At 40.8% G+C, this 12,430-nt stretch carries 12 protein-coding genes; 2 read left to right on the top strand and 10 right to left on the bottom strand.

Features of this window, described 5'->3' with window-relative positions; genetic code table 11:
* Positions 1–23: 23 nt before the first annotated feature.
* Both JOE49_RS08860 and JOE49_RS08855 read left to right on the top strand, forming a co-directional pair.
* Positions 24–905 carry an AraC family transcriptional regulator gene (locus JOE49_RS08860; RefSeq protein ID WP_053324575.1) on the top strand — a complete coding sequence of 294 codons (882 nt, stop codon included), beginning with the start codon at positions 24–26 and terminating at the stop codon, positions 903–905.
* 115 nt (positions 906–1,020) lie between these two features.
* The gene (locus JOE49_RS08855) at positions 1,021–1,995 is read left to right on the top strand and encodes a bile acid:sodium symporter family protein (RefSeq protein ID WP_209940926.1); all 975 of its coding nucleotides are present in this window, start codon (positions 1,021–1,023) and stop codon (positions 1,993–1,995) included.
* A gap of 266 nt (positions 1,996–2,261) precedes the next feature.
* On the opposite strand, the gene JOE49_RS08850 is transcribed toward JOE49_RS08855, so the two are convergent.
* The 10 genes from JOE49_RS08850 to JOE49_RS08805 all read right to left on the bottom strand — a co-directional run bounded on the left by JOE49_RS08850 (position 2,262) and on the right by JOE49_RS08805 (position 12,410).
* Positions 2,262–2,687: a MarR family winged helix-turn-helix transcriptional regulator gene (locus tag JOE49_RS08850; protein ID WP_023986869.1), complete on the bottom strand. Its 426-nt coding sequence runs from the start codon at positions 2,685–2,687 to the stop codon at positions 2,262–2,264.
* A gap of 487 nt (positions 2,688–3,174) precedes the next feature.
* A complete protein-coding gene (locus tag JOE49_RS08845) occupies positions 3,175–3,696 on the bottom strand; it encodes a hypothetical protein (RefSeq protein ID WP_209940925.1) in 522 nt (173 codons plus the stop codon).
* An 8-nt stretch (positions 3,697–3,704) separates the two neighbouring features.
* Positions 3,705–4,424, bottom strand: a complete 720-nt coding sequence (locus JOE49_RS08840; RefSeq protein ID WP_068941318.1) for a hypothetical protein — start codon at positions 4,422–4,424, stop codon at positions 3,705–3,707.
* Positions 4,425–4,909: 485 nt separating this feature from the next.
* On the bottom strand, positions 4,910–5,296 hold the full coding sequence (locus JOE49_RS08835; RefSeq protein ID WP_348635849.1) for a contact-dependent growth inhibition system immunity protein: 387 nt from the start codon (positions 5,294–5,296) through the stop codon (positions 4,910–4,912).
* A gap of 76 nt (positions 5,297–5,372) precedes the next feature.
* Positions 5,373–5,675, bottom strand: a complete 303-nt coding sequence (locus JOE49_RS08830) for a polymorphic toxin type 28 domain-containing protein (protein ID WP_481856246.1) — start codon at positions 5,673–5,675, stop codon at positions 5,373–5,375.
* A gap of 367 nt (positions 5,676–6,042) precedes the next feature.
* Positions 6,043–6,780, bottom strand: a complete 738-nt coding sequence (locus JOE49_RS08825; RefSeq protein ID WP_209940923.1) for a hypothetical protein — start codon at positions 6,778–6,780, stop codon at positions 6,043–6,045.
* Positions 6,777–9,857, bottom strand: coding sequence for a phage baseplate assembly protein V (locus JOE49_RS08820; protein WP_209940922.1), 3,081 nt, complete (start codon positions 9,855–9,857; stop codon positions 6,777–6,779). The genes JOE49_RS08825 and JOE49_RS08820 overlap by 4 nt, the downstream gene beginning before the upstream one ends.
* Before the next feature lie 11 nt (positions 9,858–9,868).
* Complete coding sequence (locus tag JOE49_RS08815) at positions 9,869–10,303, bottom strand: DUF4280 domain-containing protein (protein ID WP_209940921.1); 435 nt, start codon at positions 10,301–10,303, stop codon at positions 9,869–9,871.
* 27 nt (positions 10,304–10,330) lie between these two features.
* On the bottom strand, positions 10,331–11,755 hold the full coding sequence (locus JOE49_RS08810; protein ID WP_209940920.1) for a phage baseplate assembly protein V: 1,425 nt from the start codon (positions 11,753–11,755) through the stop codon (positions 10,331–10,333).
* Entirely contained in the window at positions 11,742–12,410 is a 669-nt protein-coding gene (locus tag JOE49_RS08805; RefSeq protein WP_209940919.1) for a hypothetical protein, read from the bottom strand. Before JOE49_RS08805 ends, JOE49_RS08810 begins: the two co-directional genes overlap by 14 nt.
* Positions 12,411–12,430: the final 20 nt, after the last annotated feature.

Raw genomic sequence — 12,430 nt, 5'->3', positions numbered from 1 at the left:
TAAGGCTAGGAGATGGATAGATTATGAATAAGAAAGCTGATGGATTTGAGGGTGAAAAGTTATATGTCCTTCCACCCTATATGCTGGATAAATTAAATATGAATCCGCTTACAAAAAATCTATATATTACGGATATAGGCTGCTTCAGCCATGCCCGCCATCATTTTCGTGAAAGAATGCACGGATGTGACTCTCATATATTCATCTACTGTGCCAGCGGAAAAGGTTGGATACGAACAAAGGATGGCCTAACGATTGACATGACGGAGCGAAGCTTTGCGTACATTCCCAGGGACATGCCGCATGCTTATGGGGCTGACGATGGAGATCCTTGGACGATTTACTGGTTTCATCTTAAAGGGGACCAAGCTGATGATTTTATGGCATTATTTGAGCCTTTTAAAACGTATATTTCAATGGCCGCCAGTGATGAAGTCAAACTACTGGAGCTATTTCATCAGTGTTACGACCTTTTACTGAACAAATCATACTCCATCATACATTTAGTTCAAGTATCGCAAACTGTCCGTTATCTGCTGAGTTTTGTTGTATCGGTTGCATTTCGCAAGGAAGACAGTACGTACCAGAGTCATGTGGATAAGGCAACACGCTATATGAGTGAACAATTGGAATCCACCCTTTCGCTTGAGGAGCTTAGTCGGCATGTTCAGGTATCCAAGCAGCATCTGAACTTGATATTCAAGCAATCCACCGGCTACTCTCCTGTCGATTACTATTTAAGAATGAAGATACAGAGGGCCAGTCAGCTTTTGGATTTGACGAATGCTTCTATTAAAGAAATTAGCATACAACTCGGTTTTAGGGACCCTTACTACTTCTCCAGGCTATTCAAAAAAATAATGGGCTGCTCTCCTTTGGAATATCGAAATAATTTGAAGGGTTGATCTATGTTCATCAGGAGCGTTCAAATTTGCTTCTATCGGGCTACCGCAAGGTCACAGATCATTTACGAATCAGGGGTGCAAGGTCTATACTTAAGGTTAAAAAAGGAAGTTTTGTATGCTCCTCACGTTGAATCGTAGACTAAATGCAGCTATGCCGCTAATTACACCAATCAGCATTCTAATTGGCGTCCTAATCGGTACGCCGTTGTCACAATATACCGAACTCTCTCCCTGGCTGTTTGCATTCATGACCTTCGCGGGCAGCATCAGTATGGGGTTTAAGGATTTTGTCCATGTGATAAAGCATCCTGGTCCGCTCATCGCCTGTCTGTTTATTCTTCACCTGGCTATGCCGCTTCTTGCCATGATGCTGGGGCATCTGGCTTTCAGTAATGATCCTTATACGATCACTGGACTTATTCTTGGTGCGGCTATCCCTACGGGCATTTCCAGCTTCGTGTGGGTCAACATCTATAAAGGCAATACGGCGCTGACATTGGCGATCATTTTAATTGATACGATTTTGGCCCCATTTGCCGTTCCGGGCATCATGTCCCTGCTGATCGGAGCGGATGTGCAGCTCGATACTTGGGCGATGATGCAGAGCCTATTCTGGATGATTGTCGTTCCTTCGCTAATCGGCATGGTGTTGAACGAATGGACTAAAGGGAAGATCAAGCAGGTATGGGGACCTCGGCTGGGACCGTTCTCCAAGCTGGCTATGGCTCTTGTCGTCATGATTAACGGATCTGTCATCGCGCCTTATCTGGTCGATTTTAATCTCAAGCTTGTCGGAGTATGCCTATCCATAATCGTCCTTGCTTCCACTGGATATGCAATCGGCTATCTGATATCAGGGCTGATGCGGTGGAATAATGCAGACCGTACGGCGCTTGTCTTTAACGGCGGCATGCGCAATATTAGCGCGGGAGCTGTGCTGGCCATCACCTATTTCCCGGCCCCGGTAGCACTACCTGTTGTACTCGGGATGATTTTCCAGCAATCCACGGCATCTCTGGTCGGGTTTCTGCTAAGTCGTCGCGACCGCGGCAACGCCAAGGAAAAGCGCAATACGGCCTCAGTTTCTTAAGCAAAGGGGGCTGGCGGCGGTTCCAGACGATAAAACTCCTCCTTATGAGGAGGAGTTTCGGAAGGGCGTTTCTATGCGCACATGGTTGGGAGCTTAATTAAAACATGCATGCACAATCATGTAAATGTTCACTTTCCAATCATAACATTTCTATTGAATCGTCTAGGGTAATAAACTAAGCCCCTGTAAAGAGCCTTTCGTGGCACAACGTTCAAGCCACATATTACCCTAAGGAAACTAAGAACGATATACACAGGTTGCAAAGTCTAAAATAGCTTTTGCGTAAGATTTTGAAATTGTGACTTCACTCCATCTTTCTGAAGTTCTGATTGTAACACCTGATTAAAGGTTTGAAGTGCACGCTGGAATTTATTTTCACCTAATTCCGTAATCCGAGTATACACACCTCGTCGATCATCCTCGCATGTATATCTTTGTAAAGCCCCGCAGTTTTTGGCTTCCATTCTCACTACGAGTCTCGATGTCGCACTTTGACTTAATCCCACCAATTCTTGAAGTTGCTGCAGTCGTAATTTTTTTTCCTCAGAATTGGATATAAAACCCAAAACATAAAACTCCTTCAAGGATAAATCATAATTTTGTAGCAGAGCTTGTTCTAACTTATCATTTAAAGTGGAATGGATGTGAGACAAAGACAACCATACATCCAAGAGTTCGTTTTCATGTTGCAAGTTTAGACCACACCATTCTATGTTAAAGTATCTCCACTTCGTTTATCCTATTGTATCAAGCTTAAATGGAATGGTCAAAACTCCTACAATATTTTAAATATTACACCCCGTCATCACCGAACCAGTATGCAAATGCAGCATAATGATTCTCGTTTCAGAGCGTCCACTTATTGACAGTAATCCACCTTAACTATCGTCCTATGCATGTACATTGCTGCAATTAATCTTAAAAATGCGAGAAAGCGAAGATAGCAAAAAAACAGGTCAATCATGTGGTACCTGACCATAATCAACCTGTTCAATATAACGGAATAGCATTATTTAGGGTATAAATTCAAGCATTGATGTGCGCACATACGAATTGAAGAAATCTTTATACGGGTATTACATGGGTTAGATGTGTTATTGGTTGAATGATGGGTTCATTCGGCACTGGGTAGCCCCCCAAAAAAAATCAAGACTAGTACATTTGAAAACTTTGTTTAGTTTACTGTTGACATTCCATTTTCATTTCTCTCCAGTCACTCTCACTCTTTTTTTCGTAAGTTATATAACCTTCAGTCGAATACTTATTTTTAAGTACCTTACTAGCGTCTGACTTACTATAATTCTTTTTCACATCAATCTCATCTTGTAAAAATAATACAAATAAGGAATTGGATGCATCGTTATTCGATAAATAAAAACCTAATAGTTCGTTATATTCAGAGCTAAAAAACAAACATATATACTCTATTCTGAGTTTAATATTTTCCTTAGATTCAACCAATCCTTCATAACTTGCAAATAAATTAAAATCATCCAAATCGTAAATTCTATTCACTGAGATTAACGGATTCATGCCTCTTATATACAAGCCTATAACATTACCATCATCCTTCTCAAGGAAAAGGACATGGTCTAATCTCTCATTATCATCCTCATCATGTAAATAAATAATATTTGAGATTTCTTTTTGCTCGAAAAAATAATCAAACTTTTTTGTAAAAGATATTATATAGTTATTCATAGTCGTCCTCACTCTCCAATCAAATCTAATTCAGATTTTAACTTACTTGATAAACGATCTCCTTTTTTATTTAAGAAAGTCAATATTTCGTTTGTTTGTCGATTAACTAAAACAACTGCATCGCCCTTAACAAAAGCATCTACAGACTCGATTGTATTCCATTCAAAAGGTTTCGAATTAGCGAGGTTTTTTGAGTCATTTACAATTGAGGAAACAAACTCTTTCATCCCTTCTTTATCCCCTTTTTTAACTGGAACACCTAAATCCCTTGAAGTTTCATAGATATCTTGAGCATGTTTTTTTAATTTTTTATCGAAATTCGGGCTAAAATTTGGCTCAGCCCCACTAGGTTTCGAGCCATCATTACCCGTCCCCTCATAAGAATGATCATCCTTCTTATGCGATCCTCCTGGTGGAGCACCGTTATCTTTAGAATGGCTCTTCCCTTTCCTTCTAATTGCAAATGCAAATGCTGCCTCTACTAACAGATGGGCATTTTCTTGTTTAGAGCTGTTTATCGTTTTTTCATAAACAGCATCTGGTTCCGTTATGACTTTAACAATTTTATCTGCTACGTCTTGTTTTCCTTCGAAGTTATCAATCACCATTTGACGAATATCTATATTAGGGAAGTTACGTATTCGCTCCCATGTCGCCTCTACATTTTCATAAGCAGATTTTTTGATTTCATGAAACACAATCCGCTCAGTCTCATCCAGGTCTTTCATAAATTTTGTACATTTTTATATAATCAGTTTCTAGCGAAGGAAAATTGTTGGTGCATCCGATTCTTCAAGCCACACTGGCATGTTTGACGATGACATTCCGCCTTGTTACCAGTTGCATAATTGTCCAGTATATGTATAAGAGATTCGCATCCGGCAATTAATCAGTCTAGCAAGCAATACTTTGAATGCAAAACGCATCCTTATCGTCACTCTTTGCGCGGTGGCATTGCTCATTCAATCGCTGTAGGTAGGGCAGAAGTGACTTCCTTGACAATTTGCTTCTTCTCAACAAGGTGAACAAAAAATAAACCTTGAAAGACTACAGCCTTTCAAGGTCAAACTACAAAACAAAATTCAGAGGTTCATATCCACACTGTGAAATGTTTACACAAATTATCTTACAGTTCCTTCTATCCACTAAATGGGGGCTTGACCATACCTCGTTTGACAGACATTCATATTTAAAAGTACTTCATTAAATTAAGTCATTGGATTTTATTCTTTATTTTATTGATATAGTCTTTGTATGTTTCTTTCTGTTCATCAAACATCCAGATATCTGCTAAATCTATTAAGTGCTTCTGTTTAATATTTTCAACGATTCTATCTAATTTATCCTTATACACTGAAAGCATTTCAGAACTAACAGATGATAATTTCTCCATTAATTCCATTGAATCAATATCAGCATAGAAAGGTGTATTCTGTTCATCAATCCTTTCAATAATTTCAAACATTGCTAGATTGGTAAAAATGTCTTGTCTAATACAACGAATCAAATCAAAGTTTGACAACTCAAAGAGACATTTTCCTGTAATCTGTAAGTGCCATACAGGTAGTGTCATATCTGAAAATTGTGTTGGGTTTTCCACAATCCTTCCAATTCTTCATTTGTCAAAAACTCTTTTAATGCTTTTTTTCTATTAATCATATACATTACTCCAATCATTATTTAGGTGGATACACTCCACCATGAGAGGCAAACATATCTTCAATTTTTTTCATCGAAACGTCTACTTCATTTAACTTAGAAGTATAAAGTTGTCGGAGTTCAGTGTCCAAATTAGGATTTCTAAGAACCCCTTCCCAACTTTTTTTCATATCAACTAAACCACGATATGCGTCAGAAACTTCTTGGGCATGATCATAATAACCTCCACCTGGTTTTCGAACAGGGTTGCCATCTAAGTCTTTCTGTGCTCCTTTTAAATCCATTTCGATTAAATGTGAGTATGTTCTTTTCTTGTTGATTCAAAGTTGCCCTCAGAGCAGTAGTGATTTTGGATTTTGCAGCATCTGATAAATCATCAATACTTGAAATTATTCTAGTCCTACTACCGCCCGAACCATCATTATACGATCCTCCTGGTGAAGCACCATCATCTCTGGAATGCTTCTTTCCTTTCCTTTCAACGGCAAATTAAAATGCTGCTTCTACTAACAAATGGACGTTTTCTTGTTTGGAGCTGTTTTTTTAAGCAGCATTTGGATCAGACGCAATTGCGTTAATTAAGGGTATAGGTTTTTTAGTTATTTTGTGCGTACATCTCATTTCATAAAAATTTTTTACATGAACAAAGGTTATGTTGATTATGATGAGGTTGTTGATTTCTCAAGATTACATATAGTCTACTACATTTAATATAGTGTCTCTTAATCCAATATAACTCGGTGCATCGTAGGGCAATACTTGTTCATAAATTTCCATAAATGCATTTTTTAATTCTAATTCTTCATATTGAGTCAAATCATCTTCCATTTTCTCAAGTAATTCAAAAAAACAACCTAACCTTATACGTAAGTCTGATTTAATGTCTTCAACTTCACCAATTTGGTGAATACCATCCGGTAGTAGATGTTTACTAGCCTTATAAATCACAATCCCCATCATCTCGTTATTTTGTAAAATAACTGAAAAGTCTGAGGTCATTTTTATTTCAATGGACGGGTTTGTTCCGCTCCATTTTTCTGAATAGGATAGTAATATATCTTCTTCAACATAGTACTCAGTAAAATCTGATAATTTACAATTGAAATTACTCTTATCACTTATTTTGATGTCCCCATATTCCTCTTCAATTAATTTTACATCCATTTTACTTTTTTTCACTATTATTGGTTCGTTTAACTTTATTACTGCTCCTATAAAATCCAAACCGTCCCGATTAAATAATATAGTATCTGCATCGGACCACAACCATTCAAAACTTCCATAACTTGTATTTTTCAGTTTTTCAATCTCGTTGTAATTTTTCTCCTTACCAATCCATACGATTTGACTAGATAAGTACCATCTTACCTCTGTATTATTTATTATAGACTGCTTTTCATCAATTATTATTTTCATATTTTTCATGGTAATACTTGCGTAGCAGGTGGCATAGTTCCCCCACTAGGAGTTGGAATAGTTCCATTTACAATTGCGTCATGTGTGACGGGCATTCCTGGTTCTGTGGCTTTACCACCAAAAATTGCAGCACCACTTTCTCCTCTTGCTCCATCTGGCCCATAACTGGTAATTGTATTTCCTTTTGAACTGCCTTTGCTTTCAACTATTACCACATTCTCTCCCTTCCTATATATTAAGTTTTGCGAGTTATTTCCTGCTACATAAACCGCGTCAGGATTGGATAATATCTCCAACTCCTTTTCCTTTCCGAGTCTACCATGATAGTTGCTTGCATATTTAATTTTTCCTTCTTTAGCCTTATCACTAATATTTTCTACTGATTTTACAAGTTTTTCAAACCCTTTTGTTATACCACCATTATTCGTCCCCTCAGAAGGAGGATCATCCTTCTTATGTGGCGATCCTCCTGGTGAAGCACCGTCATCTTTAGAATGCTTCTTTCCTTTCATTCCAACAATAAACGCAAATGCTGTATCTACTAACAAATGGGCATTTTCTTGTTTGGATCTGTTTATCGTTTTTTCATAAGCAGCATCTGGATCCGTTATGACATTAACGATGTTATCTGCTACGTCTTGCTTTGCTTGGAAGTTATCGGCCACCATTTGACGGATATCTAGATTAGGAAAATTACGTATTCGTTCCCATGTCGCTTCTACACTCTCATAAGCAGAGTTTTTGATTTCATTGAGCACAATCCGCTCAGTCTCATCCAGGTCTTTCATAAAAGGACTTTCCCTATACGGCCCATACTCTTTTCTATATTCGTCAATTGAATTCAGAAAATCAATTAGATATTTCTTCTGTTCCGTCGTGTATCCTTTCATATCATCCCGATACTTGGAACTCATCAAAGCTCTGTCACTATATCGAAAATGGTTGTCCGTCTGCCGCTGATGTTCCATTAATGCGACTATATCTGTGGAGAGATCTTGATTATTATAATAAGCATCTAGCGCCTTTTCAAACTGTTGATCCACATTTCTTTGATACCAGCGTTCCCGTATATCAGAGGGAATATCTCTATAGGCTTGGACGGAAGCCTGATTGACTCCCTTTACATAGTTGATGAAGTCATGTATGGATTGTACTTCTCCATACCCTCTGGCACTCGTCCATACCTTACCAAGAAAATCCATCGTCGCATGCCGTTCACGGGCTCTCTGTTCCTCCGCGTGTGCATGTAAGGTTTGAGCAGCAACCTTGGCCGTCTTCCCCAACACCACTCCCCAACCATGGGAAGGGACGCTGGCAATCATGGACAATCCTGCTGCCGCATATTTAACTATGGATGACGGTCCAGAGGAAGCCACTTCGGAACGAATCGAAGCTATTTTTTGACTTGCTGCTTTCGGTATGGCACCCAATACAGGAATAGACGCAGCCACATCACATACTTTCTGGGCTAGTCCCAATACGCCATCGAGTAGACTAGCCTTCGGTGAGCTGGGAGTGTTTACAGCTGACTTAACGGCTCCCTTATCTTTCGATGTAACGCTTGAATTGGAGCTTCCCCCTGTGCTGCTGCTTGCTGCACTTTTCGCCGCTTGCGCCTCTGCATAAGCTTTCACAGACATTAATGGGGGTTCCCAAATCGGTGCTAAATCAGCAACAAAAACCGGTCTTTTAACCGTGCCTTCCAGCTGTACTTTAGCGGACCGTATATCCGTTTCTCCATCCAACACCAAACTACTGCTACCCGCTTTGAAATAAATAGCCTCGGCAGCTTGAATATTCAGCTCCCCGTCCGCATGCAAGGAGAGCGTCTTGCCTGCCGACAATGACAATTCATGTTCACTGACGACCTGAATTCCTGAACCATTCATTGAAATGTGAACCTGTTCCGATTTAGCCGTCACCTTCAGTTCACTGGTACTCAGCTTGATGTCCTTGCCATGAGGAGTCCCCCAATACTTGGTGGCTGGATCAGCTAGCTTGGGCGACGAACTTCGCCCTTGTCGTATGGAGCTTGCCGCATATCCGTCCGCCTCCTTCTCTGTAGGAAAACGGACAGATACTGTATCTCCTCGTTCCGGCATGACGTACCAACCGCTATGTCCTTCGGCGGTATAACTGCTGGCATACGGAAACCACCACGCCTTATCCCGATCTTGTTTTTCATCCACTGTAAGATGAACACGGATTCGGCCTGATTTAGCTTCTAATACACGTCCTTCGAGTGAAGCTCCTGTGAGGTGAGGGCACAAAATCTCTGTTTGCTGAATTCCCTGTTCGTGAACCAGTTCATATTCGTGTAACAGCAACCCTTTCCGCAATTCAGAAGTGACTTCTGCCACCATCCATTGCTCACCATTCCAATTCGTGAGGTCTCCGGGCCTGGCAAACGTTTCACTCTCCATCATGTAGCTGAATTCCGCTGTCCTTTTCGGATCAAAACTACGTCGAGTACGGTAAACCGGATGCTTCATCTCAACGTACTGCCCCTCAGGCATACCAAACCAGAATTTAGGTCCATTCAATGAGATCTCTGGGATCAACACCGTTCCAAACCGGGAAGCCATCCGTTTGAGAAAGGCCCAATCCGTCTCTCGATATTGTAAAGTAAATTCATGTAAGATAGTACTATCTGTTATGTTATCAATAACATCGGCCTGATTGTACTTCTGAATGATTTGCTTGATTAAATTTCCGTAGGGCATTAAGGTATCCTGATAAGAACGCGTTACAGGTGTAATATCCAACTGAATCGTATGAGAAACGGCTTCAAGCTCCACATAATAGATGCCACGCACCATCAGTGTTTCTGCATGGACCAGTAAACCATGGAACAAAATGCGTTCAGGCTGACCATTCTCTGTTTTGGTACGGATAATGACCGGTTCGTTATCCTGATCCTGTTCTATGTAATGATCTCTCTGCTCTTCATCTAACCATCCACTGATCTTTAACCGGGCATGGTCATTTAATTTTCGTTCAATACGCAGTTCGCTTATCGTTTGAAGAGGATATGGACCTGTACATTCCAACTCCGTATACGTTAACATCGTTTGTGTGTGATTCAACTTGTACCTCCTTACTCCAGCGTCTGGCCATCGTCTGTAATCCGAATCATTCCCCCGTATAGGCACGCATTCGAGCATTGATCCAGCAAGGCTGGTTCTCCCTCCACAAGCACATCACTTTTGCCGCCGATCCAGGGTCTGGTGATGACCGGAACACAGTTCGCTTTTTTCACCCCGTAGATATCCACCATGTCACTGCTTTTGACCGCTGGATTAGCTGGACAGGAGCAACGACCGAAATTGCTGATATTGGTTCCTGGCAAGTAATCTGTAACGTTCATTTGCGCTTTATCTTTTACATATACTCCGTGACTGAACGGACGTTTGAGACGTGTCGGTTGCGTACCAAAGCTGCAGCTTAAGATCGCCCCAGCAACAACATATCCTTGTTTACTTCCCCGTCCAGCTTGAATAGGTTCCTTATCGGAATGAGACTTATTTGCCATTCTTCTATTCCCCCTTTCATTCCTTTCTTAGTTCGTCTTTACTTCACTGCCCAGAACATTTGTCATTCCGCCCAGCGATACGGTGCTGCCTTTGCTAGTCATTTGAATTTCATTCCCTGCCGTGATTTTCACTTTACTGCCGGAATGAATGGAGATATTTCCTCCTGCTGAGAAATGAATCTGTTTGTCGCTTACAATATGAATACCATCTTTCTCATTTAACTGTATATACACAGCTCCCTCCTTACTGGTGATTACAATTTCATCGGGAGTTAATTTGATTTCCTTACCGTGGGCCGTACGAAATAATTTGATGTCGGGATTAGCAAGAGCATGCTGCTCTACACTCTGATTCTTTTGGCGCAAAGATGTACTTGCCATGCCTTCTTCTTCCCGATGGGCGGGGAAATAGAGTAGCACGGTATCTCCCAACTCAGGCATCACGTACCATCCGCTATGTCCTTCCGCAGTATAAGGAGAAACATACGTGAACCAGTGGGCCTTCGTAGGGTCTTGAACGGCATCTATATTCAAATGTAATTTGATACGATCTCGCTCTACCTGAATGACTTTACCTGGTAAAGACAGACCGATAAGCTGTTCGTTAAAGACTTCCTTGTGCCTCAACCCCTTGTGAGAAGTTAAGGTATACACGTGCTGCAGTACACCTTTTTGCATGTGAGTATCTACCTTGTACACGTACAAGCTTTTACCTTTAAAGGTAACGGTGCTGCCTAACTCCAAAACTTGCTCCGCCTCAACCAGATAATCAATAAAATCATGCTCGTTTACATGTGCTGTATCATTGCCGTTAAAATAACGATAATCCGCAACTCGTTTACTGACGGTATAATGATAATTCGTTAAATCAAGTCCTGACGGGGTCTCCTCAACACCAAAATAACACTTCGGCACATCAAACACAGAGGCAGGCGTGAGTGAAGTATGATAACGCGAAGCGATCCGCTTGAGGAACTCCCAATCTGTTTCACGATATTGGACCGCTATGCGACCTAAAGCTGCTCCCCCTGTAGCCGAATCAATAATGTCAAAACCGGGATAATTCCCACCTACAGCCCGCAGCAATTCCTCTACCTTCATATTTTTATCTTGAAAGGACCTGTCTTTTTTGCGAATATCCAGTTTATACGTGTGTGATATAGCCTCGACCTCCAGGTAATACACATCTCGGACAGCTTTGACTTCCATATGAAGTACCGTTCCGTTAAATAGCGGTGTTGGTGTTCCTGCCTCATCCAATTGTGATACACAAACCGGGGAATCGGCTTCGATCAATTGAACATAACTGTCCTGTAATTCTTCAGGTAAAATAGCTGTAAAAGAGAGCCGGGTATGCTCATTCAACCGCTTGGTCATACGCAATTCCTGAATACTCACCAATTCAAATGGTGTAATTTGCAGCCGATCATATGTAATGTTAGTTAATGTCATAAGAGTTACTTTCCTTTCGCTCGGGTTCGATTTTCAATGTTAGCAGCATACTGCGGGCAACGGGCTTCCAGCTCACTATTTCTTCTTCCGTACAGTTAAACGCACACATTAGCGCCCGTCCTTCCAATACTGTAAAAAAAGATAAATTATACATACGAGCATTCCATACTGGCGTCATGAATTCGCAGTATCCTATTCGATTCTCTCCTACCTCCAACACTTCATGGCCAAACCATTCGGTCAACTTCTGGGTTTGTTTTACCACCTGAGCCATCTCATCCGTAAAGTCCTCCAACTCTTCTATTTGCAACGGGCTTTCGGTATGCTTGAAGGTTAAGTTAATCGTGCCTGCCTCATTAGTGAAAATAAAATCTGGGCGATGGTGAGAAGGATATTTTAATAGCTGCTCATCAATTGGCATATCCCGAAAGCTCTTTGGCATTGTTATACTGATGCGTTCATCCACTAAATACCGCTGAGCAAAAACCAGACTTTCCCCTTCAAGCTGCATGAATGTTTGTAATGTTTGCCCAAACGGCTCCTTATCGTGTGCGTGACTTAAAGCTCCATCCTCAGTTAAGGATGGCTTATTTTCGGCATTTTCTGATGTTACCGTATGTAGCAAAGAAACAATTTTCTTATCCAGATGTTCCACAAATATCTCCTCCCATTTCG

The sequence above is a fragment of the Paenibacillus sp. PvR133 genome (assembly GCF_017833155.1).
Lineage (GTDB): Bacteria > Bacillota > Bacilli > Paenibacillales > Paenibacillaceae > Paenibacillus > Paenibacillus polymyxa_B.
The sequence above is the reverse complement of the archived record's forward strand: the minus strand, read 5'-3'. Positions and strand labels throughout refer to the sequence as shown.

Bases quoted from the DNA above. Each gene is read 5' to 3' on its own strand.
- JOE49_RS08810 (WP_209940920.1), bottom strand. From the start codon at position 11,755: ATGACATTAACTAACATTACATATGATCGGCTGCAAATTACACCATTT.
- JOE49_RS08825 (WP_209940923.1), bottom strand. From the start codon at position 6,780: ATGAAAAATATGAAAATAATAATTGATGAAAAGCAGTCTATAATAAAT.
- JOE49_RS08860 (WP_053324575.1), top strand. From the start codon at position 24: ATGAATAAGAAAGCTGATGGATTTGAGGGTGAAAAGTTATATGTCCTT.
- JOE49_RS08845 (WP_209940925.1), bottom strand. From the start codon at position 3,696: ATGAATAACTATATAATATCTTTTACAAAAAAGTTTGATTATTTTTTC.
- JOE49_RS08840 (WP_068941318.1), bottom strand. From the start codon at position 4,424: ATGAAAGACCTGGATGAGACTGAGCGGATTGTGTTTCATGAAATCAAA.
- JOE49_RS08815 (WP_209940921.1), bottom strand. From the start codon at position 10,303: ATGGCAAATAAGTCTCATTCCGATAAGGAACCTATTCAAGCTGGACGG.
- JOE49_RS08855 (WP_209940926.1), top strand. From the start codon at position 1,021: ATGCTCCTCACGTTGAATCGTAGACTAAATGCAGCTATGCCGCTAATT.